22 protein-coding genes are annotated in these 23,996 nt (G+C 67.1%); 8 read left to right on the forward strand and 14 right to left on the reverse strand.

Features of this window, described 5'->3' with window-relative positions; translation table 11 throughout:
* Window positions 1-707 (reverse strand): SMC-Scp complex subunit ScpB (scpB, locus tag ACXJKJ_RS25330; RefSeq protein ID WP_457393452.1); only part of this gene is annotated, 707 nt, incomplete at its 3' end.
* Between the two features lie 240 nt (window positions 708-947).
* Window positions 948-1,946, reverse strand: coding sequence for an RluA family pseudouridine synthase (locus tag ACXJKJ_RS25335; protein ID WP_457349926.1), 999 nt, complete (start codon window positions 1,944-1,946; stop codon window positions 948-950).
* 43 nt (window positions 1,947-1,989) lie between these two features.
* On the opposite strand from ACXJKJ_RS25335, the gene ACXJKJ_RS25340 reads away from it, so the two are divergent.
* Window positions 1,990-2,805 (forward strand): outer membrane protein assembly factor BamD, encoded by an 816-nt coding sequence (locus ACXJKJ_RS25340; protein ID WP_057296253.1) that lies wholly within the window; start codon window positions 1,990-1,992, stop codon window positions 2,803-2,805.
* A gap of 38 nt (window positions 2,806-2,843) precedes the next feature.
* Here the strand turns inward: ACXJKJ_RS25340 and ACXJKJ_RS25345 are convergent, their stop codons facing one another.
* Window positions 2,844-4,895, reverse strand: a complete 2,052-nt coding sequence (locus ACXJKJ_RS25345; protein WP_457393455.1) for an ATP-dependent DNA helicase — start codon at window positions 4,893-4,895, stop codon at window positions 2,844-2,846.
* Window positions 4,882-5,085 (reverse strand): YdcH family protein, encoded by a 204-nt coding sequence (locus tag ACXJKJ_RS25350; protein WP_056198185.1) that lies wholly within the window; start codon window positions 5,083-5,085, stop codon window positions 4,882-4,884. Before ACXJKJ_RS25350 ends, ACXJKJ_RS25345 begins: the two co-directional genes overlap by 14 nt.
* Window positions 5,086-5,147: 62 nt before the next feature.
* Between ACXJKJ_RS25350 and ACXJKJ_RS25355 the strand changes: the two genes are divergently transcribed.
* Window positions 5,148-5,918 carry a PP2C family protein-serine/threonine phosphatase gene (locus tag ACXJKJ_RS25355; protein WP_056198187.1) on the forward strand — a complete coding sequence of 257 codons (771 nt, stop codon included), beginning with the start codon at window positions 5,148-5,150 and terminating at the stop codon, window positions 5,916-5,918.
* A gap of 6 nt (window positions 5,919-5,924) precedes the next feature.
* On the opposite strand, the gene ACXJKJ_RS25360 is transcribed toward ACXJKJ_RS25355, so the two are convergent.
* The 5 genes from ACXJKJ_RS25360 to ACXJKJ_RS25380 form a co-directional block, all read right to left on the reverse strand.
* Complete coding sequence (locus ACXJKJ_RS25360) at window positions 5,925-6,533, reverse strand: hypothetical protein (protein WP_457393457.1); 609 nt, start codon at window positions 6,531-6,533, stop codon at window positions 5,925-5,927.
* Between the two features lie 164 nt (window positions 6,534-6,697).
* A complete protein-coding gene (gene zapE / locus ACXJKJ_RS25365; RefSeq protein ID WP_457393459.1) occupies window positions 6,698-7,798 on the reverse strand; it encodes a cell division protein ZapE in 1,101 nt (366 codons plus the stop codon).
* A gap of 51 nt (window positions 7,799-7,849) precedes the next feature.
* The gene (gene lpdA / locus ACXJKJ_RS25370; protein ID WP_457393461.1) at window positions 7,850-9,271 is read right to left on the reverse strand and encodes a dihydrolipoyl dehydrogenase; all 1,422 of its coding nucleotides are present in this window, start codon (window positions 9,269-9,271) and stop codon (window positions 7,850-7,852) included.
* Between the two features lie 21 nt (window positions 9,272-9,292).
* Entirely contained in the window at window positions 9,293-10,540 is a 1,248-nt protein-coding gene (gene odhB / locus ACXJKJ_RS25375) for a 2-oxoglutarate dehydrogenase complex dihydrolipoyllysine-residue succinyltransferase (protein WP_056198198.1), read from the reverse strand.
* Window positions 10,541-10,627: 87 nt separating this feature from the next.
* Entirely contained in the window at window positions 10,628-13,483 is a 2,856-nt protein-coding gene (locus tag ACXJKJ_RS25380) for a 2-oxoglutarate dehydrogenase E1 component (protein ID WP_457393463.1), read from the reverse strand.
* 307 nt (window positions 13,484-13,790) lie between these two features.
* Here ACXJKJ_RS25380 and ACXJKJ_RS25385 point away from each other — a divergent pair, with 307 nt between their 5' ends.
* Entirely contained in the window at window positions 13,791-14,633 is an 843-nt protein-coding gene (locus ACXJKJ_RS25385; protein ID WP_056198202.1) for an isopenicillin N synthase family dioxygenase, read from the forward strand.
* A gap of 45 nt (window positions 14,634-14,678) precedes the next feature.
* On the opposite strand, the gene ACXJKJ_RS25390 is transcribed toward ACXJKJ_RS25385, so the two are convergent.
* The 3 genes from ACXJKJ_RS25390 to ACXJKJ_RS25400 all read right to left on the reverse strand — a co-directional run bounded on the left by ACXJKJ_RS25390 (window position 14,679) and on the right by ACXJKJ_RS25400 (window position 16,743).
* Window positions 14,679-15,491 (reverse strand): substrate-binding periplasmic protein, encoded by an 813-nt coding sequence (locus ACXJKJ_RS25390; protein ID WP_457393465.1) that lies wholly within the window; start codon window positions 15,489-15,491, stop codon window positions 14,679-14,681.
* Window positions 15,492-15,542: 51 nt separating this feature from the next.
* Complete coding sequence (locus ACXJKJ_RS25395) at window positions 15,543-16,085, reverse strand: 3'-5' exonuclease (RefSeq protein ID WP_457393467.1); 543 nt, start codon at window positions 16,083-16,085, stop codon at window positions 15,543-15,545.
* A 76-nt stretch (window positions 16,086-16,161) separates the two neighbouring features.
* On the reverse strand, window positions 16,162-16,743 hold the full coding sequence (locus ACXJKJ_RS25400) for a hypothetical protein (RefSeq protein ID WP_457393469.1): 582 nt from the start codon (window positions 16,741-16,743) through the stop codon (window positions 16,162-16,164).
* Between the two features lie 48 nt (window positions 16,744-16,791).
* On the opposite strand from ACXJKJ_RS25400, the gene ACXJKJ_RS25405 reads away from it, so the two are divergent.
* Window positions 16,792-17,256, forward strand: coding sequence for a winged helix-turn-helix transcriptional regulator (locus ACXJKJ_RS25405; protein ID WP_457393471.1), 465 nt, complete (start codon window positions 16,792-16,794; stop codon window positions 17,254-17,256).
* On the opposite strand, the gene ACXJKJ_RS25410 is transcribed toward ACXJKJ_RS25405, so the two are convergent.
* Together ACXJKJ_RS25410 and ACXJKJ_RS25415 are read right to left on the reverse strand one after the other, a co-directional pair.
* Window positions 17,204-17,845, reverse strand: coding sequence for a dihydrofolate reductase family protein (locus ACXJKJ_RS25410; protein WP_457393473.1), 642 nt, complete (start codon window positions 17,843-17,845; stop codon window positions 17,204-17,206). The genes ACXJKJ_RS25405 and ACXJKJ_RS25410 overlap by 53 nt on opposite strands.
* Window positions 17,846-17,919: 74 nt before the next feature.
* Window positions 17,920-18,963 (reverse strand): hypothetical protein, encoded by a 1,044-nt coding sequence (locus ACXJKJ_RS25415; RefSeq protein ID WP_457393475.1) that lies wholly within the window; start codon window positions 18,961-18,963, stop codon window positions 17,920-17,922.
* A gap of 64 nt (window positions 18,964-19,027) precedes the next feature.
* Here ACXJKJ_RS25415 and pdxR point away from each other — a divergent pair, with 64 nt between their 5' ends.
* From pdxR to ACXJKJ_RS25435, 4 genes are all read left to right on the forward strand, one after another.
* On the forward strand, window positions 19,028-20,476 hold the full coding sequence (pdxR, locus tag ACXJKJ_RS25420; RefSeq protein WP_457393477.1) for a MocR-like pyridoxine biosynthesis transcription factor PdxR: 1,449 nt from the start codon (window positions 19,028-19,030) through the stop codon (window positions 20,474-20,476).
* Between the two features lie 8 nt (window positions 20,477-20,484).
* Window positions 20,485-20,787 carry a hypothetical protein gene (locus tag ACXJKJ_RS25425; RefSeq protein WP_157281759.1) on the forward strand — a complete coding sequence of 101 codons (303 nt, stop codon included), beginning with the start codon at window positions 20,485-20,487 and terminating at the stop codon, window positions 20,785-20,787.
* Window positions 20,788-20,855: 68 nt separating this feature from the next.
* Window positions 20,856-22,424 (forward strand): ABC transporter substrate-binding protein, encoded by a 1,569-nt coding sequence (locus ACXJKJ_RS25430; protein WP_457393479.1) that lies wholly within the window; start codon window positions 20,856-20,858, stop codon window positions 22,422-22,424.
* Window positions 22,421-23,995, forward strand: coding sequence for an ABC transporter substrate-binding protein (locus tag ACXJKJ_RS25435; protein ID WP_457393481.1), 1,575 nt, complete (start codon window positions 22,421-22,423; stop codon window positions 23,993-23,995). The genes ACXJKJ_RS25430 and ACXJKJ_RS25435 overlap by 4 nt, the downstream gene beginning before the upstream one ends.
* Window position 23,996: the final 1 nt, after the last annotated feature.

Below are 23,996 nucleotides of genomic sequence, written 5' to 3' on the forward strand. Positions count from 1 at the left end.
GGATTGGGAAGTGCGGGCGTGCCGTCGTCGCCAAACAGGCTCAGACTCGGGACGATCTCTTCGGCAGGCGGCTCTGCTGGGATTTCGGCAGGGATTTCGGCGGGCGTTTCAGCGGAAGCCTCGGCCGGCAACTCAGCGTCTTCTGAGTTGTCCAGCAGCTGGCCCTGCAGCGCCTCGAAGGCTGGCGGGGCTTCGCCGCCAATGTCCAGGGCGGGCAACTGTTCCAGGCTGGCCAGGCCCAGGTCGTCCAGGAAGGACTTGGTCGTCGCGTACAACGCCGGGCGGCCCGGGGTCTCGCGGTGGCCGATGGCCTCGATCCAGCCGCGGTCCTCAAGCTGCTTGACGATCTGGCTGGCGACGACGACGCCACGGATGTCCTCGATGTCGCCGCGCGTGACAGGCTGGCGGTAGGCAATGATGGCCAGCGTCTCCAGCACGGCACGCGAATAGCGCGGCGGCTTCTCGGGATGCAGCCGGTCGAGGTACTCGCGCAGCTCGGGGCGGCTCTGGAAGCGCCAGCCCGAGGCCAGCGCCACCAGCTCGACGCCCTTGCCTTCCCAATCGCGGCTCAGCTCGTCAAGCAGGCTGCGCACGGTATCGGCGCCGAGTTCGTCGGCGAACAGGCTGCGCAGCTCGCGCAGCGTCAGCGGCTGCGAAGCACAGATCAGTGCGGTCTCGAGGACGCGCTTGGCATCCTGGGTGTTCATGAACGCAATCGCGCCCTCAATCAAGCCTGGCTTGGCAATCCGTCCGGGCCTGGGCGCTCACAGCGTTCGGCAGGCAATGCGGACGGGGTCTGTCCGGGCGTCACGGTGGGGCTCAACAGCCTTCCAGCGAGACGCGATCGGGGTGGTTGACCGGGCGGGCGGATGAACTGCTAACCGCACGGGTCGCGCACATTTGGCGCGCTGGCTGCCACGACAACCGAGGTGCATTGTATAGCCCTGTCAGCCGGGCAGGTCGGCGGCACCGATCTGGGCCCAGGCGGAGGCCAGGTCGGCGGGCAGCGGCGCGGTCAGCACCAGAGGTTCGCCGGTGGTCGGGTGGGTGAGGGACAGCCGTGCCGCATGCAGGGCCTGGCGCGTGAGGCCCAGGGCCGGCGCGCCGCCATAGAGCACGTCCGCCAGCATGGGGTGGCCGCTGTGCGTCAGGTGCACGCGGATCTGGTGGGTGCGACCCGTGTGCAGCACGCAATGCACCGCGCTGATCGCCCGACCATTCACTTCGCCGACACCCAACGGAAAGAAATCGGTACGCGCCGGCTTGCCGAGGTTGGCGGGGGCAATGGCCATCTTGACGCGCGACACCGGGTCGCGGCGCATGGCCTGGTCGACGACGAAAGGCTCCTCGACACGCCCCCAGGCCAGAGCCAGGTATTCGCGGTGCACCTCGCGCGCTGAAATCTGGCGCATCAGTGCCGTGACGGCCGCCAGCGTCTTGCCAACGACCATGACGCCGCTGGTGTCCTTGTCCAGCCGGTGCACGATGCCGCCGCGCGGCAGCGTCGCTGCGGCGGCGTGATGGGCAAGCAGGCCGTTCATCAGCGTACCCGACCAGTTGCCCGCGGCCGGGTGCACGACCAGGCCGGCAGGCTTGTTGACCACCGCCATGTGCTCGTCCTCATAGACGAAGTCCAGCGCCATGGCCTCGGCACGGAAAGCGCGGCTCTCGTCGGTCGGCAGCAATTCGATCTCGACGCGCTGGCCGGCGCGCAGCTTGTGGGCGGCCTTCTCCAGCACCTTGCCGTCCACCGTCACGCAGCCGCGCTCGATCAGGGATTGCAGATGGTTGCGCGAGAACTCCGGCGCCCGTGTCGTCAGCCAGCGGTCCAGGCGCTCGCCATGGCCGGCGGCATCGACATCTGCCGTGCGCCGTTCAGCGTCGCCGGCTTCTTCGACCCCCGGCTCGAATTCGTCCTGACCCCCCACCCTATACTCCGCGTCCATTGTTCCCTGTGACCAGCCGGCAGCATCGCCGTCGACTTCAGACATGTTTGTTGAGAAATTCAAGACCGCCCGCGTCGTCGCTGGCACTGTCCTGATGGCGTTCGCGCTGGGCTTGAGCGGTTGCGGCTCCACGGCCAAGGAGGATCCGAACTCCCAGGCGGCGCTGGACAAATTGTATGCAGACGCCAAGGACGACCTGAACGCCGGCAGTTACGACCGCGCCATCAAGGCGCTCGAAAAGATCGAAGGTCGCGCCGCCGGCACGACGATGGGCCAGCAGGCGACGCTGGATGTGGCCTGGGCGTACTACCGCACGGGCGAGCGCGCCCAGGCGATTGCCACGCTGGACCGCTTCATCAAGCTCAACCCGTCCAGCCCGGCGATGGACTACGCCCTGTACATGAAGGGCGTCGTCAACTTCAACGAGGACTTGGGGCTGTTCGGCCGCCTGGCCAACCAGGACGTGTCCGAGCGCGACCAGCAGGCCTCGCGAGAAGCCCTGCTGGCCTTCCGCCAGCTCGTCGAGCAATTCCCCGAGTCCAAGTACGCGGCCGAGGCGACGACGCGCATCAACTTCATCACCAACACGCTGGCGGCCTACGAGATCCACGTGGCGCGCTACTACTTCAACCGCAAGGCCTACGTCGCCGCGGCGAACCGCGCCCAGTCGGCCGTGGCCGAGTTCCAGTACGCGCCCGGCATCGAGGAAGGCCTCTTCATCATGGGCGAGAGCTATGACAAGCTCGGCCTGACCCAGCTGCGTGACGACGCGCGCCGCGTGCTGGACAAGAACTTCCCCGACAGCCAGTACGCCAGCAACGGCGCCAACCGCAAGAAGCCCTGGTGGCAACTCTGGTGATCTGACGCTTCGGCGTCGGCCACTGATGATCGGCGCCTTCAGCGCCGGCTGGCGCTGAGTTCCTCTAGCCAAGCCAGGGCCTCGGCTTCGTTGGCCACCGCCGTCATCGGCGGCAGAGCCGCACGCAGGCGGCGTCCGTAGTTCATGCCCGCCATGCGCGGGTCGCACACCACCAGCAGGCCACGATCGGTCTCGGTGCGGATCAACCGCCCGGCGCCCTGCTTGAGCGCAATCGCCGCCTCGGCGACGAAGTACTCCGAGAAGGCATTGCGCCCCTGGGCCTCCAGGCGCTGCACACGCGCCTCCACGAGCGGGTCGTTGGGCGGCGGGAAGGGCAATTTGTCGATGATCACGCATTGCAGTGCGTCGCCGGGCACATCGATGCCTTCCCAGAAGCTGGCCGAGCCGACCAGGACCGACGCCGGGTTGTCGATGAAGCGCTGCAGCAGCACACGCTTGGGGGCAGCGCCCTGCTGCAGCACGGCGATCGCGTCGCCGGCCTCCTCGAAGCGCTCACGCAGCGCGTCAGCCACGGTCTGCAGATTGCGCAACGTCGTGGTCAGCACGAAAGTGCGACCGCCTAGCGCCCGTGCCAGGCGTGACGCCAGCAGAGCAACGCTGGGCGGATGGCTGGGCTCACTGGGCTTTGGGAAACCGCGCGGCACGTAAAGGCGCGCATGAGTCGGATAGTCGAAGGGGCTGCCGACACGCAGCACCTCGGCCTCGGTCAGGCCAGCGGGCTCGGTGAACCACGTCAACCCTTCGTCGTCGCCCAGCGTGGCCGAGGTGAACACCCAGGCCTTGGGCGGCCCCTCCAGCTGCTGCTGCATCGCGTCGCGGATGTCCAGGGGTGACTCGACCAGGCGGGCCGCATGCGGGCTGATGTCGATCCAGCGCACGTCTCCCGGATCAGGGTCGGTGGCGAACTGTTTGGCCAACTCACGCAACTCCTGGGCCCGCTCACACAGGCGCGCGAAATCGGGCGCAGCCTCGCGCACGGCGGTCAGGGCCTCCAAGGCCTTGGCCGTCGCCACTTCGACGCCAGCCAGCGCCGTGGCGAAACCGGGCTGGTTCGCCCTCTCCTTCCAGCCCAGCTTGAGTGTGCCGCGCAGCTCGCGGCCGGCGGTGGCCAGCGGGCCGGCCGCGGCCAGGCGCAGCTCCCGCGCCGCCTTCTCGACACCCGCATGCAAGCCCTGCCAGTCGTGCACGCCGCGTGCATGGGCCAGGCCCTGGGCCAGCACATCACGCGCGAAATCGATCAGCGAGGCCGTACCCAGCAGCGTGCCGAGGAACTGCACGCCGGCCTCGGCGAGCTGGTGGGCCTCGTCGAAGATGGCGATCTCGACGCTGGGCAGCAGCTCGGCCACGCCGGTATCGCGCAGCGTCATGTCGGCGAAGAAGAGGTGGTGGTTGACGACGACGACATCGGCCTCCATGGCCTCGCGTCGCGCCTTGACGACGTAGCAGCTCTTCCAGTCCGGGCACTCCTGGCCAAGGCAGTTCTCGCGGCTGGAGCTGACGATGGGGATGATGGGCGAGCGCTCGTCCAAGCCGTCGATCTCGGCGAAGTCGCCCGTTGTCGTGCCCAGGGCCCAGCGCTCGATGCGGGCCAGCGACAGCGCCGTACGCCGGTCCGGGAACTCGCCGGACACGCGCGCCTCCTTCATGCGGTGCAGGCAGAGGTAGCTGCTGCGTCCCTTCAGCAGCGCCAGCCGCACCGGCGTGTTCAAGGCCTTGGTCAGTCGCGGCAGGTCGCGCAGGAAGAGCTGGTCCTGCAGGCTCTTGGTGGCGGTGCTGATGAGGGCACGGCTACCCGCCAGCAGGGCCGGGACGAGGTAGGCGAAGGTCTTGCCGACACCGGTACCCGCTTCGACGACCAGGGCCTGGCGGCGGCTGAGCGCCCGGGCGACGGCACGGGTCATCTCCAACTGGGGCGCGCGGGGCCTGTAGCCCCGGTCCAGGCGCGCCAAGGGGCCGTCCAGGTCGAAAGCGGCCAAAACAGCCTGTTCGAGTTCGTCAGCAGCGGGCGGGGCGGGAGGGGTGGCCTGATCGAGGGCGTCGAGCCAGTCGTCGAGATCAGGCGGGTTCATCGGGCTCGGTGGCGGCCTCCAACCGGGCAATCATGTCGCGCAGAACCAGGCGGCGCTTCTTCAGCCGCTGCAGTGCCAACTCGTCCACCGGCGACTGTTCGACCAGTCGGTCGATCATCGCGTCGAGGTCGCCATGCTCCATGCGCAGCTCGATGAGCCGCCGGGGCAACGAGTGAAGTTGTTCATCCATCCAAGGGTTTACGAAGGCGGTTCGATGCGGGCACAAGCTCACCGACCAGTATAGTTTTCGGCATGCCCTCCCCCACCGCCGTCGGTTTCCGACTCAACGCCGCCACCGGCACCCATCGCGGGGACCGGGCCTATCAGCAGGATCAGGTGGCCGTCATCGCCCACCCGCGCATAGCGGGCTGCATGATGGGCATCGTGGCAGACGGCATGGGCGGCAAGAGCGGCGGGCGCAAGGCGGCCGACCAGGTCATCCTGACGGCGCACCAGCTGTTCGAGCGCTATTCGCCCGAGGATGAGCTGCCTGCCGAGCTGCTGAGCCAGATCACGGCGGAGGCGCACCTGATGATCAAGCTGACGGCCATCTCCGCCGAGGAGGAACCGCACAGCACGATCGCCGGCTTCGTCATCACCAGCGACCGCTGCGTGCACTGGATCCATTCCGGCGACTCGCGCATCTACTGGTTCCGCGGCGCGCGCCTGGTCAAGCGCTCCATGGACCACTCCTATGTGCAGCGCCTCGTCGACGAGGGCCAGCTCACCGAGGCCGAGGCCAGCTCGCATCCGCAGAGCAATCTGCTGACGGCCTGCCTGGGAACGGTGCAGGACCCGACGTCGACATCGGAGCGCTTCGAGAACCTGGAGGTCGGCGACACGCTGATGTGCTGCAGCGACGGGCTCTGGCATTACTTCACCGCCCAGGAGCTGGGCAGCGTGCTCTACAGCCTGCCGCCGCGCGAAGCGGCCGAGTTGCTGGTGAGCAAGGCGCGCCAGCGCGCCCGGGGCGGCGGCGACAACCTGTCCGTCGCCATCGTCAAGCTCGAGAACCTCGATTAGCGGCCGCTACCGCGACGCGGCTGATGCGCCCGGCAAAGGCAGGGGCGCAGCCAGCGGCTTGGCCCTGGCCTTCTGTCTGGCCTCGTGCTCGGCAATGCGCTGCTGCTGACGCTTCTCGCGCACCTCAGCCTGCTCGCGGCGCTTGGCCGCCTCGCCCTGCGCCTTGTTCTCTGCCTGCTGGCGCTGGCGTGCGGCATCTTCCGGGCTCCGCGCGCGGGGCGTGCGGGAGGCGGCCACCGCAGGTGGAGCCGGCGGCGGCGCCGTGAGGATGCGCTCGCGCTTCTGGCCCTCGTCCTGAGACGCGGCGAGCTCGCGTTCGCGCACGCGCTGGGTCTGGGCTGCCGCGCGGGCACGACGCTCCTCGGCCGCGAGTTCATTTTCCCGTCGCACCAGGGGTGCCAACGCCTCGTGGCGGCGCCGACGCAGCTCATCCAGGCAGGCAGCGACGGAAAAGCGCTGCTCGCAGTCCAGCTTTTCCTGCGCGAAGCGCTGCTCGATGGCGGCGCGCTGGACAGCGACCTCGGCACGCGTGGCCGGCCGAGGTGTATCCGCACAAGCCACCACGGCCGCGAGCCAGAACCCCACCAGCAGGCCGCCGCGACAGCAGGCGGCCACATCAAGCGGCCGCCGTGGAACCGGCTTTGCCGGACCACTGGCGGCGCCCCCTCGAAGGGGGCTGAGGCCGGACACAAACGGCACGCCGTTTGCGCCTGCCGAAGGGTCGGCCCCTCCGGAGTCGGCGCGGCCTGCAAGGTGCGCGAAGCGAGTAGGGGATGGCCTCATGTGAGCGAAGTATCAACCTCGCGACGGGCCAAGGCGAGGTATTCGGCCGAGCGCATTTCCTGCAAGCGCGACACCGTGCGCGGGAATTCGTGAGCCAGCGGCCCTTCGGTGTAAAGCTGCTCCGCTGGCACCGCGGCCGAAATGATGAGTTTGACGCGGCGGTCGTAGAGCACGTCCACCAGCCAGGTGAAGCGGCGCGCCTCGCTGGCCAGGCGCACCGGCATCTCGGGCACGTCGGACAGGATGACGGTATGGAACTGACTGGCCAGCTCGAGGTAGTCGTTCTGCGAGCGTGGACCACCACAAAGCGTTGCGAAATCGAACCAGACGACACCGCCGGCACGCCGACGCGCGTAGAGGGCGCGGTGCTCGATCATCAGCTTGCGGTCCTCGTCCTGCGCTTCTGCGAGGGACTCGAAGGCCTGGGTAAGCGCCGCTTCCGTCGACTCGTTCAGCGGCGTCAGGTAGAGATTCATGTCCTCCAGCGTGCGGCGCCGGTAGTCGGTGCCGGCATCGACATTGATGACCTCGAGGTTGGCCTTCAGCAGCTCGATGGCTGGCAGGATGCGGTCGCGGTGCAAGCCGTTGGGATAGAGGCCGTCCGGGTGGAAGTTGGACGTCGTGATGATGGACACGCGGTTGCGGAACAGCGCGTCCAGCAGGCGGTGCAGGATCATCGCGTCGGTCACGTCGGCGACGTGGAACTCGTCGAAGCAGATCAGGCGGAAACGCCGCGCGATGCGCTTGCCGAGTTCGTCCAGCGGGTCGGCAATGCCCTTGAGCTCCTGCAGCTCGCGGTGCACCTCGCGCATGAACTCGTGAAAGTGCAGCCGCGTCTTGCGCTGCAGTGGCACGGCCTGGAAGAAGCAGTCCATCAGGAAGCTCTTGCCCCGCCCCACGCCGCCATACATGTAGACGCCGCGCGGGATGGGCGGGCGCACCAGCAGCTTGGTGACGGCATTGGCGCGGCGGGCCTTGTAGCTGGCCCATTCGTCCTGGCAGCGCTGCAAGGCTTCGACCGCGCGCAGCTGGGCTGCGTCGGCTTTGTAGCCGCGCTCGGCGAGGGTTTGCTGATAAAGCTCAGTGACGCTGGTCATGAAGAAAAAGGGGCGACTGAATGGCCGCCCCTTATTGCTTGCGCTGCTCGATCAGAAGTTCAGCGTGCGCTTGTCGACGGCCAGGGCCGCTTCCTTGGTCGCCTCGCTCAGCGACGGATGCGCGTGGCAGATGCGTGCGATGTCCTCGGCCGAGGCCTTGAACTCCATCGCCACCACCGCCTCGGAGATCAGCTCCGACGCGAACGGGCCAATGATGTGCACGCCCAGGATCTCGTCGGTCTTGGCGTCGGCCAGGAACTTGACGAAGCCGGTCGTGTCACCCAGCGCACGGGCGCGGCCGTTGGCCAGGAAGGGGAACTGGCCGGCCTTGTAGGCGACGCCGTCAGCCTTGAGCTGCTGCTCGGTCTTGCCGACCCAGGCGATCTCGGGGCTGGTGTAGATGACCCAGGGCACGGTGTTGAAGTTCACGTGCCCATGCTGGCCAGCCATGCGTTCGGCCACGGCAACGCCCTCTTCCTCGGCCTTGTGCGCGAGCATCGGGCCGCGCACGACGTCGCCGATGGCCCAGACGCCCGGCAGGCTGGTCTTGCAGTCGTCATCCACGACGATGGCGCCGCGCTCGTCCAGCTTGAGGCCGACCACATCAGCACCCAAGCCGATGGTGTTGGGCACACGTCCGATGGAGACGATGAGCTTGTCGACCTCCAGCGTCTTGGCTTCGCCCTTGGCGTCGGTGTAGGCGACGCTGACGCCCTTCTTGCCCGACTTGACCTCGCCGACCTTGACACCGAGCTGGATGTCCAGGCCCTGCTTCTTGAAGACCTTGGCGGCCTCCTTGGCGACGCTCTCATCCACCGCGCCCAGGAAGGCCGGCAGGCCTTCCAGCACCGTGACTTCGGCACCCAGGCGGCGCCAGACCGAGCCCATCTCCAGGCCGATGACGCCGGCGCCGATCAGGCCCAGCTTCTTGGGCGTCGCGCCGACGCGCAGCGCGCCGTCGTTGGACAGGATGTTCTCTTCATCAAACGGCACGCCGGGCAGCGCACGGGCGTTGGAGCCGGTGGCGATGATGACCTGCTTGGCCGCGATGGTTTCCTCACCAGCCTTGAGCTCATAACCGCCATCCTTGGCGGCAACGAAGGAGCCACGACCGTGGAAGAACGTGACCTTGTTCTTCTTGAACAGGTAGACGATGCCGTCGTTGTTCTGCTTCACGACCTGGTCCTTGCGGGCCAGCATCTTGGCGACGTCCATCTTGACGTTGTCCGCCGTGATGCCGTGGTCGGCAAAGTGGTGGTTGAGCTGCTCGTAGTGCTCGCTGGACTGCAGCAGCGCCTTGGACGGGATGCAGCCGACGTTGGTACAGGTGCCGCCGAGGGCGGGGCCGCCCTTGTCGTTCTTCCACTCGTCGATGCAGGCCACGTTCATGCCCAGCTGGGCCGCGCGGATGGCCGCGATGTAACCGCCGGGGCCGCCGCCGATGACGACGACGTCGAATTGCTTGGTGCTCATGCTGATCGTTCCTTGGCTTTCTTAGATGTCGAACAGCAAGCGGGCGGGGTCTTCCAGCGCTTCTTTCATCGTCACCAGGCCCAGCACGGCCTCGCGGCCGTCGATGATGCGGTGGTCATAGGACATGGCGAGGTAGTTGATCGGCCGCACCACGACCTGGCCGTTCTCCACCACCGCGCGGTCCTTGGTGGCGTGAACGCCCAGGATGGCCGACTGAGGCGGGTTGATGATGGGCGTAGACAGCATGGAGCCGAAGGTGCCGCCGTTGGAGATGGAGAAGGTGCCGCCGGTCAGGTCGTCGATGGACAGCTTGCCGTCCTTGGCCTTCTGGCCAAACTCGGCGATCTTCTTTTCAATGTCGGCGAAGCTCATCTGGTCGACATTGCGCAGCACCGGCACGACGAGGCCGCGAGGCGAGCCCACCGCAATGCCGATGTCGAAGTAGCCGTGGTAGACGATGTCGTTGCCGTCGACCGACGCATTGATGATCGGGTACTTCTTCAGCGCCGCGACGGCCGCCTTGACGAAGAAGCTCATGAAGCCGAGCTTGACGCCATGTTCCTTCTCGAACTTCTCCTGGAACTTCTTGCGCATCTCCATGACCGGGGCCATGTTGACTTCGTTGAAGGTGGTCAGGATGGCGTTGGTCGACTGCGACTGCACCAGGCGCTCGGCGATGCGGGCGCGCAGGCGGGTCATGGGCACGCGCTGCTCGGGGCGGTCGCCCAGGTTCTGCTGGGCCGGCGCGGCCACGGCGGGCAGCGGCTTGGCGACCGCGGGCGACGCAGGCACGACCAGCGGCGCGGCGACGGCAGCAGGCTTGGGCTGGGCGCCAAGGGCGTCGCCCTTGGTCACGCGGCCGTCCTTGCCGGAGCCGGCCACGTCGGTGGCAGCCAGGCCCTTCTCGGCCAGGATCTTGGCGGCGGCGGGCATGGCCACATCGCCCTTGTTGGCGGCAGCAGGTGCAGCGGCGGCCACAGGTGCGGCAGCAGCAGCGGCAGGTGCGGCTGCAGCAGCGCCGGCCTTGCCTTCGGTGTCGATCTTGGCGAGCAGTTGCTGGCTGACGACGGTGCTGCCGTCAGCCACCAGGACTTCGGCTAGCACGCCGGAGGCAGGTGCGGGCACTTCGAGCACGACCTTGTCGGTCTCGATCTCGACGAGGGTTTCGTCGATGGTGACAGCTTCGCCGGGCTTCTTCTTCCAGGTCAGCAGCGTGCCCTCGGAAACGGATTCGGAAAACTGGGGAACTTGGACGTCAACGATGGCCATGGTGGGAGGCTCCGTGTTCTTTATTCGGTGTGATGGTGCAGGCGCGAGCAAGCGCAGCGCCGATCGGGGCGCTGCGCATTGCGGTCCTTATTTGGTGAGGATGAAGCCCTTGAGCTTGGCAAACGCCTGATCCAGCAGCGCCTTCTGCTGCTCCTGGTGCAGGTGGGCATAGCCGCAGGCCGGGCTGGCGCTGGCCGGACGGCCGGCATAGCCGAGCTTCTGGCCTTCGCTCATGTTCTCGTGCACATAGTGCTGCACGAAGAACCAGGCGCCCTGGTTCTGCGGTTCGTCCTGGCACCAGACGATGTCGGTGGCGTTCGGGTACTTCTTCAACTCGGCCGCGAAGGCCTTGTGCGGGAAGGGGTAGAGCTGCTCGACGCGCACGATGGCCACGTCGGCGGACTTCTTCTCGGCCCGCGCCTTGACCAGGTCGTAATAGACCTTGCCCGAGCAGACGATGACACGCTTGACCTTCTCGGCATTCAGCGCGGCGTCCTGTTCACCGATGATGGTCTTGAAATCGCCCTTGGTGAAATCGGCCAGCGGCGAGGTGGCATCCTTCGCGCGCAGCAGGCTCTTGGGCGTCATGATGACCAGGGGCTTGCGGAACATGCGCAGCATCTGGCGGCGCAGCACGTGGAAGATCTGCGCGGCGTTGGTGGGCTGCACGACCTGCATGTTGTTGTCCGCGGCCAGCTGCAKGAARCGCTCCAGRCGCGCSGAGCTGTGCTCCGGGCCCTGGCCTTCGTARCCRTGCGGCAGCAKCAKSGTCAGGCCGKTGRWGCGGCCCCACTTSRCTTCGCCGGMSGCGATGAACTGRTCGATSACGACCTGGGCGCCGTTGRCRAARTCGCCGAACTGCGCCTCCCAGATCGTCAGCGTGTTGGGCTCGGCCGCGGCATAGCCGTACTCGAAGCCCAGCACCGCTTCTTCAGACAGGATGGAGTCGATGACGGTGAACGGTGCCTGGCCTTCGGCCACGTTCTGCAGCGGGATGTAGGTGCCGGCGTCCCAGTTGGCGCGGTTCTGGTCGTGCAGCACGGCGTGGCGGTGCGTGAACGTGCCGCGGCCGCTGTCCTCGCCGGACAGGCGCACTGGGTAGCCCGAAGCCACCAGCGACGCGAAAGCCATGGACTCGCCCATACCCCAGTCGATGTTGACTTCGCCGCGGCCCATCGTGGCGCGGTCGGCGTAGAGCTTGGCAACGAGGTTGTGGGCCGCGAAGTCCTTGGGCAGCGTCGTCAGCTTCTCGGCCAGGCGTTTCCACTCGGCCACCGGAATGGCGGTGTCGCAGCTGTCGGTCCACTTCTTGCCCAGGAAGGGCGACCAGTCGGTGGCGAACTTGCTCTTGAAATTGGTCAGCACCGGGTCGACGGTGTGGCGGCCTTCGTCCATGGCGGCGCGGTAGGCCTTGACCATGTCGTCCGGGCCTTCGGCCGGCAGCACGTTCTGCGCCACCAGCTTGTCGCCATAGACCTTGCGCGTACCGGGGTGGGCGGCGATTTTCTTGTACATCAGCGGCTGGGTCAGCGCCGGCGTGTCCTGCTCGTTGTGGCCCAGCTTGCGGAAGCAGACGATGTCCAGGACGACGTCCTTCTTGAACTCGGCGCGGTAGTCCATGCACAGCTGCGTGGCCCAGACGACAGCCTCGGGGTCGTCGCCGTTCACGTGCAGCACCGGCGCTTCGATCATCTTGACGACGTCGGAGCAGTACCAGGTGGAGCGCAGGTCGCGCGGGTCGCTGGTGGTGAAGCCGATCTGGTTGTTGATGATGATGTGGACCGTGCCGCCGGTGCGGTAGCCGCGCGTCTGCGCCATCGCCAGCGTTTCCTGCACGACGCCCTGGCCACCGAAGGCCGCGTCACCGTGCACCAGCACCGGCAGCACCTGGGCGCCTTCGCTGTCGCCACGGCGGTCCTGGCGGGCGCGCACGCTGCCTTCAACGACCGGGTTGACGATTTCCAGGTGAGACGGGTTGAAAGCCAGGCTCAGGTGCACCGGGCCGCCAGGCGTGGACACGTCGGAGCTGAAGCCCTGGTGGTACTTCACGTCGCCGGCCGGCAGGTCTTCGGCAGCCTTGTGCYCGAACTCGGCGAACAGGTCGGCGGGCATCWTGCCCAGCGTRTTGACCAGCACGTTCAGGCGGCCRCGGTGGGCCATGCCGATGACGATTTCCTGCACGCCGCGCTCGCCGCCACGCTGGATCACTTCGTCCATCGCCGCGATGAAGCTCTCGCCGCCTTCCAGCGAGAAACGCTTCTGGCCGACGTACTTGGTGTGGAGATAGCGCTCCAGGCCTTCGGCCGCGGTCAGGCGGTCGAGGATGTGCTTCTTCTCTTCGGCCGAGAAGGTCGGCTTGCCGCGCGCCTTCTCCAGGCGCTCCTGCCACCAGCGCTTCTCGCCGGGGTCGGAGCCGTGCATGAATTCGGAGCCGATCGAGCCGCAATAGGTCTCGCGCAGGGCCTGCACGATCTGGCGCAGCGTCATCGTCTCGCCGCCGAAATAGCTGTTCACGGCGCTGAACGAGATGTCCATGTCGGACTCGGTCAGGTCGTAGAACGCCGGGTCCAGCTCGGGAATCTTGGGGCGCTCGGCGCGCTTGAGGGGGTCCAGCTCGGCCCAGCGGTTGCCGAGGAAACGGTAGGCCGCGATCAGCGACTGCACGTGCACCTGCTTGCGGGCGACGGCCAGATCGGCGCTGGAAGCCTTGTTGGCGAAGGCGTTGGCCTTGGCGCGCTGGGCGAATGATTCGACGACCGGCGCATGGGCCACGTCGCGCGCCTCGCTGCCATCCACCGCGGGGACATGCTGCAACGCGTCGAAATAGGCGCGCCAGTTGTCCGGGACGGAACCCGGGTTGTCGAGGTAGGCCTCGTACATCTCCTCCACATACGGCGCGTTTCCGCCGAACAGGTAGGAGTTGGACCTGTATTGCTGCATCATCTTTCGCTCACCTCATGCCCCGGTTTCCAGGGAGTTGGCTGGTTGAAGAACCTTCCGCGACACGGCTCGACCGGTTGGCGGATTGCGACCCACCTCTGCTGTTGCCAGGGGCAACTGCAAAAGGGACGGGAAGGAATAAAAGTATCAGGGGCGGACTCTAGCACTCCGGGTTTGCCCGACAAGGTGGACGGGGTGCGACAAAGTTCACGCACCGGGATGCAGCAAAGTTGACTGGCCCGTAAACTTGGTGGTCGCGCCAGCCCCGAGATTGAATGGTTGAACGCGAGGGACATTCAGGAGATCCCAGATGCAAGTCCAGGTCGTTGACTACCGTGCGCCCGACGCCGCGGAGAAGTTCACCCGCTCCCTGCACGAGACCGGTTTCGGCGTGCTGACCAACCACCCGATCCGCCAAACCCTGGTCGAGAAGATCTATGCCGACTGGCTGGCCTTCTTCAACAGCGAGGCCAAGCATGGCTACGCGTTTTCCAAGGAAACCCAGGATGGGTATTTCTCGACCGCCATCTCGGAAACCGCGAAGGGTTCCAAGCAGAAGGACATCAAGGAGTATTTCCACGTCTACCCCTGGGGCCGCATCCCCGAGCAGTTGAAGGAAGACGCCCTCACCTACTACCGCGAAGCCAATGCGCTGGCGGAGGAACTGCTGGGCTGGGTGGAGCGTTACACGCCGCCAGAGATCGCGGCCAAGTACCGCGAGCCGCTGTCGAACATGATCCAGGGCAGCAGCAAGACCCTGCTGCGCGTGCTGCGCTACCCGCCGTTGACGGGCGAAGAGCCGGTGGGCTCCATCCGCGCCGCAGCGCATGGCGACATCAATCTGCTGACCATCCTGCCCGCCGCCAACGAGCCGGGCCTGCAGGTACTGGGCACCGACGGCGCCTGGCACGACGTGCCCTGCGATTTCGGCACGTTGACCATCAACATCGGCGACATGCTGCAGGAGGCCTCCGAGGGCTATTACCCATCGACCCAGCACCGCGTGGTGAACCCGACCGGCGAAGGCGCGAAGAAGAGCCGCGTGTCGCTGCCGCTGTTCCTGCATCCGCGCGACAACGTCGTGCTGAGCGATCGCTATACGGCCGACAGCTATCTGAACGAGCGGCTGCGCGAGTTGGGCGTGAAGACCTGAAGACCGGCCTTCAGTGGAAAGGGCGCCACGGGCGCTTGCCTGCCGCTACTTTCCGCTGGGTCGCGCTGCAAGCGCTCGGGCTGTCGGCCGGTCAACATAGCGCGCAAAAATCGTCTCAAGCGTGCCGTCGGTGCGCATCATCTCGATCGCGTTGCGCATCTTGTCGACGTCGATGGCCGCAACCCGCTGGCGCGACAGCACGAGCCCCAGGACTGCGTTGTCCTGCGGCGCGAAGTCGAGGATTTGGACCTTTCCGTCCAGCTGGTTGCGCGTGAGTAGTGGGGCCCAGACCACCGGTTGGCTGAGGAAGGCATCGACGCGCCCTACAGCAAAGACTCTGGCGAGAACTTCCAGATCTGACACTTCATCGATGCGGCCTTCGCGACGGAGCGCTTCGATCCAGGGGTCCAGCGTTGCGCCATGGACAAAACCCTTGACTACACCCAGGCGCAGAAACTTTCGCGCCCGGAACTCGTCCATGGTCTTCGTCGTGGCAGCCAGTTCGTTGCGCACGATCAGGTAGTTGCGATTGTTCAGGACATAAGGAACGAAGTGCGCAAACCTCTGCCGCTCAGGCGTTTCTATGCCCGAGACCGTCATGTCAAGCGTACCCCCGGCCAGCGCCGTCCAGGTTCGCACGCGGGACTCCATGACTCGCACCAAGGAGCAGCCCGTGCGCCTGCTGACTTCCTCGACGACGTCGCGGTCGATGCCGACGTAGTCGCCTGCGGCATTCTTGAAATGCAGCAAGCCCGTTTCGTAAAAGGCCACTTGATACGGCCCGCAGGGAGTTTCATGGGCCTGCAGTCCAGCACTGGCGAACAGGGTCGCCACCAGACAAGTCAGGACCGGCTTCATCTCTTGAGTTTAGAACTCGGACGGCTGGAGGGTGGCCGTTGGCAGGGCCACTCATGGAGATGAAGCTCTCGCAAGCTCCATTGGCATCGCCTGGAGCGCCTGATACACCAGCAGCGACGCGTGCGCGTCGTTGGCCGCGTATTGCAGCTGCTGGGGGCTGAGCTTGCGGGTGGCCCAGTTGGAGGTGGTGACTTTCTTGGACTTGGGCATGCGCTGGCCCAGCACGATGGCGACGGCGGCCCTGAGGCCGACGGCCTGCTGGAAACCCAGTCGCCGCACCATGTGCGAAACATCGACCCCACCGCTGAGCTGCACGCCCAGCTTCCTGTGCAAGGGCACGCGGTCGGACACGATGCCGAACCCCACCTTGACGATGACCTCAGACTCAAGGATGGCGCGCAGGAAGCCTGCAGTCTCCGGCGCTTCCGTATGTACGATGAAGGCATGCCCCGCAGTCGCGAACTGCACGATGTGCGGTCCTGTCTGCTCACCGCCAGCGACAAACATGGGCTTGCTCTCGGTGTCGAAGCCGACCTGGCCGGCCAAGCGCAGTTCTGCTTCAGCGAAGTCGCATTGGTCCGCGTCGCGAAGCACGTGGATCCGGTCGAGCGGCAACGCGGGGTAAGGCGGCAACGCTGCTATCTGTTCGCTCGTGGGTCTCTCCATCGCTTCAGTATGACCTCCTCGTATCCACCGCAATCCAATTGATCTCCCACGTGACGCCGCCATCCGCCGAAAACGCCTGCTCGAAGCGGCAGCGGTCGACGCTCAGGGACTCGATGATGAAGCGCACCAGGATAGGCCGGCCATTGAAGCCCTCGGCGCTGTAGAACAGGCCACGCGGGCTGCCGCCGAAGCCGCCCACCATCGGCGCGGCGAGCGTGCCCGATGCTGCGTTGGAGAAGTTGAGCGTCCAGCGCTGCTGCTGCACCTCGAAGAGCCGCAGCGACAGACCCTGGATGCGCCCGTCGGGGCCCGAGACGTCCAGCTCGACGAGATTCGCTCGGCCGCCCAGCAGCGAGTGCACGAGGGTGGTGCCGACGTACTCCGCCCACACATCCGAGCCGCTCAGGGGCCGCAGGCGGCGGCGCAGCGACGTGTACCACTTGCCGTGCTCGAATTCGAAGTCCTGCGGCGCGCCCGCCGGCGTTGCGGGCAGCGGCGGCGCGCTGGCTGCCGGTGCGGCGATGGCACTGGCGCCGGCGACAACGAGCAGGGAAGCGGCAGTGCGGCGGGTGTGTTGGGAAGGCATGGGCTCGGATGGGTGACTAGACTGACCCGGTTCACTCTATGCAGCACCATGTCCACTGCCAAGAAGGCACCTGCAGGTAACCGTCCTCGCCCGGCGCGTGGCAACGCCATCCCCGGCTGCGCGCTGACGGCGGCGCTGGCGGCCATCGGTGGGCGCTGGAAGTTGTTTGTCATGTATCGGTTGGCCGATGGCCCGCTGCACTTCGCCGCGCTGCGGCGCAGCCTGCCAGACGTGTCGGCCAAGGTGCTGGCCGAGCAGCTGCGCGAGCTGCAGGCCGACGGGCTGGTGAGCCGCGAGCGCACGGGGCCTGTGCCGGCTGTCGTGCAATACGGGCTCACGCCGCACGGGCTGTCGGTGCTGCCGGTGGCCGAGGAAATCCGTCGCTGGGGCGCAGCGCATCAAGCCGCTTGCGCAACTACCCCACTGGACGTCGGCGTCGACGCTCGCGCGACCTGCGTCGTCACCTCGCCATCACCACATGCATCGCCTGGCCCGAGCTTTCGCACTCGGTGACGCGCCAACCGAGGGCCGGCATGTCCAGGCCACCCAGCAGCGACTCGCCRCTGCCCAGCAGCACCGGCGAGATGGCTAGGTGCATCTCGTCGATCAGACCGGCCTGCAGATACTGGCGGATCGTCTGAGCACCGCCGCCGATGCGCACGTCCTTGCCCGCGGCGGCGTGCTTCGCCTGCCGCAGCGCGGCTTCGATTCCGTCCGTCACGAAATGGAAGGTCGTGCCGCCTTCCATCTGCAGCGGCGGCCGGGCGTGGTGGGTCAGCACGAACACAGGTACGTGGTAAGGCGGATTGGCACCCCACCAGCCCTTCCAGGTCTCGTCGGGCCAGGGGCCGCGCACGGGGCCGAACATGTTGCGGCCCAGGATCCAGGCGCCGACACCCTCGAAGCTGCGCACCGCGAAGCGGTCGTCGACGCCGGTGCTGCCGCCTTCGCTGCCGACCATCTGCTTGAAGGTGCGGGTCGGGAACATCCACTCGTGCAGTTGCTCACCGCCTGCGCCCAGCGGCGCCTCCAGGCTCTGACACGGCCCTGCCGCGAAACCGTCGATGGAAATGCTGAATGCCGCGACTCTGACCTTGGACATCTTGAACTCTCCTGTCGTGCGGTGTGATGGGAGGGACGGTGCCTGCGTGGAGCCTAGCGTCTCGCAGCGTGGACTCAAGCGCCGGGCAACCGCAGGCCGCACAAGCCGGCCACGATGAGTGTCGATACCGCGGCCGCGGCGATCAAACCCGCCAGCCAGCCGCGGTTGACGCTCGCCGCCCGCCAGCCATGCGCCAGCAGCACGCTGCGCAGGCCGCAGCACAGGTGGGCGAGCACGCAGAACACGCCCAGCGCATAGTGCGGCAGCAGGCGGATATTCCAGGCGTCCAGCAGCAAGCCTTGCGGCGCGCCCGAGGCCCAGGCCCAGTCGGTCTCGATGCCTCGCAAGGTGCGCGCCGACACCAGGGCCGAGTTCATGTGCGTGAGCAGGAAGAAGCCGAGATAGACACCTGTCATCACTTGCACGGCGCGGTACACATCCATGCGCAACCGGCTCCAGCGCCAGGCCAGCCACGCGCCAAGGCAGAGCTGCAGCAACAGCAGCGCCACCTGCATGGCTTCGACCGCGGGCATGCGGTAGACGCCGCGCCCAGCCTTCATGACGGCCGCATGCGCCTGCGGGCCCAGCAGCCCGAACAGGTGGTTGACGAGGTGAAAGCCGATGAAGGCCAGCACCATCGCCGCCACCACGCCATGGGCAGCGCGCGCGGTCATGTCCGCCGGCGGGGCGGTCACGGGCTCGGCCCTGCGGGGGGCCGCCCACGCCCACAGGCCAGCGGCCAACCATGCGGCCACCCAAGCCAGCGGCTCGGAGATCGGGCGGCCCAGCACGCCCAACAGGAAGGCGCAGAACACGAACAGCGGCGGCGCCGCGACGCCCAGCAGGGCCAGTCGGCGCGCCCGGAGTTCGAAGACCGAGCGGGGCGCCGCGCGGGCCGCGCGCAGCCACAGCAGCGCGGCGACCAGTGGCATCGCGAAGGCGGCCAGCAGCGGCAGCGCCGCGAGAGGCCATTGCGGGCCGACGGCATGGAAGGCCCGCAGCCAGAACGGGTAGCTCATCGCCGCAAGGGCCGGCGCGAGTGCGAGGGCCTGCCGGGCCGCGGAGAGCGGTGCCCTGGCTCCCATGTCGGCGGTGGAGGATCGAAGCTGCGTGTCCATGTCCAGACTCTCCCGGAGAATGGCCCGATCCAACAGAGCCAAATCCACGCGAATTGACTGGGCCATGAGCGCACTGCCTCCCCCCTCCCCGCTGGATGCGCTGCGCCTCGAAACCGCGTCGGCCCAACCGTTGCAGGAGCAGGTCTACCAGCGCATCCGTGAGGCCATCGCCGACGGCCGGCTGGCGCCGGGCGCGCGCCTGCCGTCCACGCGCAGCCTGGCCGCCCAGCTCAATGTCGCACGCGGCACCGTCGACGCGGCTTATGGGCGGCTGGCCGGTGAGGGTTGCATCCTGGGGCGCGGCGCTGCCGGCACCGTGGTGGCGCCCGACCTGAAGCCGGGCAGCCTGATGCAGGGCGCGACGCCTGCCATCGCGCGGGCAGCGGCCTTCACCTTGCCCGACGACTACCTCTGGCCCTTTCGCGGCGGCCTGCCGGCGCTGGACCTGTTCCCACGCACGCTCTGGGCCAGCCTGACGGCCGGCGCGGCACGGCGTCTGGACGCGCAGCGCTTCTGCTACCCCGACCCGCGCGGCCTGCCGGAACTGCGCGCCGCCATCGCGGCCTACCTGCTGGTGTCGCGCGGCATTGCGTGCGACCCCGCTCAGGTCTTCGTCACGGCCGGCTACCAGGCCGCACAGCAGCTGGTGGTGGGCCTGGTGGCGCCGCCTGGCGCGGAAGTCTGGTTCGAGGATCCCGGCTACCGCTTCGCCCGGCGCGCACTGGAAGCGGCGCAGCTGCAGTTGGCCTTCATCCCGGTCGATGTGGCCGGCCTGGACGTGGCCTATGCGCGGCAACACCACCCGGCCGCCCGGCTCGCCGTCGTCACGCCTGGCCACCAGAGCCCGCTGGGCGTGGCGCTGTCACTCCAACGCCGCCAGGCGCTGCTCGACTGGGCCCAGGCCGCCGACGCCTGGGTGCTGGAAGATGACTACGACAGCGAATTCCACTACGTCGGCCGCAAACCGGCAGCACTGAAAAGCGTCGACCGGCGCGACCGTGTGTTCTATGCCGGCAGCTTCAGCAAGACGCTGTTCCCCGGGCTGAGGCTGGGCTATCTCGTCGCACCCGCTGCCTGGGTCGAGGCCACGACCGCTGCCTGCGAACTGTCCCACCGCGGCCATGCCCAACAGGAACAGGCCGCCCTGGCCGCCTTCATGGCCGGTGGCCACTACGCCCGGCACCTGCGCCGCATGCGGCTTCGCTATGCCGAACGCAGCGTGGCGCTGACCCGCGCTCTCCAAGCTGAGTTCGGCAACGGCATCGAGCTGGCGGCTCCCGAGGGCGGCCTCACGCTGCTGGCCCGCTTCCCCGGACACGAGCCGGACACCGGCCTGGTCCGGCGCGCCCGCGCTCAGGGCCTGGCGCCGTCCGCGCTGTCTGCCCATGCCGTCCAGCACGAGGCCGGCCAGGGCCTGTTGATCGGCTTCACCAATGTCAGGACCGAACAGGCGGGCGAGGTGGCAGGCCGATTGCGGCAGGCGCTGCGGTCCGGGCCATCTTCTGGCCCATGATTCAACCCATGGGCCAGACACGGATCATCCAAATCCACCCCGACGCGCCGCCCAAGCCCGCGTTCGGCCAGGCTTGCAACGGCTGCGGCGTCTGCTGCCTGGCCGAGCCCTGCCCGCTGGGCGTCGTGCTGAGCCGGCGCCTCAAAGGTGCATGCGTCGCACTGCGCTGGGACGGCGCACGCTATGTGTGCGGCGCACTAGCGGCGCAACCGAGCGGCTTCATCGGGAAGTTGGGCGGCTGGCTGGTGAAGCGCTGGATCGCCGCGGGTGCCGGTTGCGATTGCTCACTAGAACCCGAGGGAAAACCGTAGCCGGCACCCCCGGGGTCGCGGCTAGTATTTTTGGCTTCTGCCGTCCTGCCATTCTCAAGGAAAGCCGCATGAAATCTCTGCTCCGACTCCTGCCCCTGCTGGCCGCACTGACGCTGGGAGTGGCCACTGCCGCCCCACTGCGCTGGGCCGCACAAAACGACATCCTGACGCTGGACCCGCACTCGCAGGACCACAACACCTCCAACGCCATCGGCACCCACATCTACGAGGGCTTGACGCGGTTGAGCCGCGAGTACCGCCCCGAGCCGTCGCTGGCGACCAAGTGGACCTACCTCTCCCAGACCCAGGTGCGCTTCGACCTGCGCAAGGGCGTCAAGTTCCATGACGGCTCGCCCTTCACAGCCGACGACGTCGTCTTCAGCTTCGGCCGCATCACCCAGCCCCAGGGCACCAAGCAGACCTATGTCTCGGGCATCAAGGAGGTCAAGAAGATCGACGACCACACCGTCGACTTCATCCTCGAGGCGCCGACGCCGATGCTGCTGCAGAACATCATCAGCTTCCCCATCATGAGCAAGGTCTGGTCGACCAAGAACAACACGACCAACACGCAGGACTACAAGGCCAAGGAAGAGAACTTCGCGAGCCGCAATGCCAATGGCACCGGGCCCTACAAGCTGGTGAGCTGGCAGCCCGACCAGGCCGTCAAGATGGTGGCCAACAAGGACTGGTGGGACAAGAACCCGGGCAATGTCACCGAGCTGAGCTATCTGCCGATCAAGTCTCCGCCGACGCGCGTGGCGGCCCTGCTGTCGGGCGACGTCGACATCGTCACCGACCTGCCGCCGCAGGACTTCTTCAAGCTGAAGGAAGAAGGCAAGGTCAGGCTGCTGGAAGGCTCGGAGATCCGCACCGTCTTCTTTGTCATGGATGAGGGCAGCGAGGAGTTGCGCGAGTCCAATGTGAAGGGCAAGAACCCCTTCAAGGACAGAAAAGTGCGCGAGGCCATGAACCTGGCCCTGGACCGCGAGGCCATCAAGCGCAGCATCATGCGTGGCCTGTCGGTACAGGCAGCACTGATGATTGCGCCGGGTGTCAACGGCTATGACGCAGCACTCGATGCACCGCTCAAGCCCGACCTCGACAAGGCCCGCAAGCTGCTCGCCGAGGCCGGCTACCCGCAGGGCTTCGAGGTGCCGCTGCRCTGCCCCAACAACCGTTACGTCAACGACGAGCAGGTCTGCCAGGCGGCGGTGTCGATGTGGGCCAAGATCGGCGTCAAGGTGCGCCTCATCGCCCAGCCCTTCTCCACCCACAGCCAGACCTTCCAGCGCGGCGAGTCGCCGTTCTACATGCTGGGCTGGGGCGTCTCCACGTATGACGCCCTCTACGGCATGCAGGCCTGGGGCCACACGCGCACCAACGGCGCGGACGGCAACTTCAACTTCGGCAAGGTCAGCGACGCGACGCTCGATGGCCTGATCCAGAAGATCAAGTTCGAGCCCGACGTGCCCAAGCGCAACGCCCTCATCAAGGAAGCCCTGCTGCGCATCCGCGACGAATACCTCTTCGTGCCCATCCACCACCAGATCCGACCCTGGGCGATGAAGCCGAGCGTCGAGACCATCCACCGCTCGAACGACTATTTCGAGGCTCGCTACACCACCATCAAGTGAGGGCGCGACATGGCGTTCTCACGGCCCTGGCCTGCGGGCTGTTTGCCGCCCTGTCCGCCAGCGCGGCCCCGCTGCGCTGGGCCGCGCAGAACGACATCCTGACGCTGGATCCGCATTCGCAGAACCACACCACCTCGCTGACCATTGCCGCCCAGGTCTACGAGGGCCTAACGCGGCGGGGCGAGAACTACCAGCCCGAGCCCGCGCTGGCGACGCGCTGGAGCTATGTGTCGCCCACCCAGGTGCGCTTCGAGCTGCGCCGCGGCGTGAAGTTCCACGATGGCAGCCCCTTCACAGCGGATGACGTCGTCTTCAGCTTCGCCCGCATCCGCGAGCCGCAGGGCGCGATGCAGGCCTATGTGTCGGGCATCCGCGAGATCCGCAAGCTGGGCGACTACACGGTCGACCTGATGCTGGAGGCACCGGCACCGCTGCTGCTGCAGAACCTCGTCAACTTCGCCATCCTGAGCCGCGCCTGGGCGGTGCGCAACCACGCCAGCCATGTCGAGGACTTCAAGGCCAAGGAGGAGAACTACGCCTCGCGCAACGCCAACGGCACCGGCCCCTACCGACTCGTCAGCTGGCAGCCCGACCAGGCCGTGCAGATGGTCATCAACAAGGACTGGTGGGACAGCAACAAGGGCAACATCACCGAACTGACCTATCTGCCGATCAAGTCGGCGCCCACGCGCGTGGCGGCACTGCTGTCGGGCGATGTCGACCTCGTCACCGACGTGCCGCCGCAGGACTACCAGCGGCTCAAGACAGACAAGCGCCTCAAGCTGATGGAGGGCGCCGAGGTGCGCACCGTCTTCTTCGCCATGGACCAAAGCAGCGAGGAACTGCGCGATTCCAGCGTCAAGGGCCGCAACCCCTTCAAGGACAAGCGCGTGCGCGAGGCGCTGACCCTTGCTCTGGACCGCGAGGCCATCAAGCGCAGCATCATGCGCGGCCTGTCGGTGCCCGCAGCGCTGATGGTGCCGCCTGGCGTCACCGGCTACGACGCAGCGCTGGATACGCCGCTGAAGCTCGACGCCGACAAGGCCCGCAAGCTGCTGGCCGAGGCTGGCTACCCGCAGGGTTTCGAGTTGCCGCTGCGCTGCCCCAACAACCGCTACGTCAACGACGAGCAGATCTGCCAGGCCGCGGTGGCGATGTGGGCCCGCATCGGCGTGCGGGTGCGGCTCAACGCCCAGCCGATGAGCCTGCACATCCAGGCGCTGGAACGCTATGAGTCGCCGTTCTACCTGATCGGCATTTCCATGCCGACCTACGACGCCCATCAGGGCCTGCAGGCCTGGGGCCACAGCCGCGATGCGCGCGGCAACGGCGGCCAGAACTTCAACCACCTCGCCGACGCGGCGCTGGACACGTTCGTCGAGCGCATCCAGTTCGAGCCCGACGCGAGCGCCCGCAACGCGCTGATCCGCGAGGCCTTGCTGCGTGTGCGCGACGAGTTCCTCTTCATTCCGGTGCATCATCAGATCCGGCCCTGGGCCATGAAACCCGGCGTCAACACCCTGCACCGCTCGAACGACACCTTCGAGGCCCGCTTCACCACCCTTCCATGAA

It is taken from the genome of Roseateles sp. P5_E1 (genome assembly GCF_054049335.1).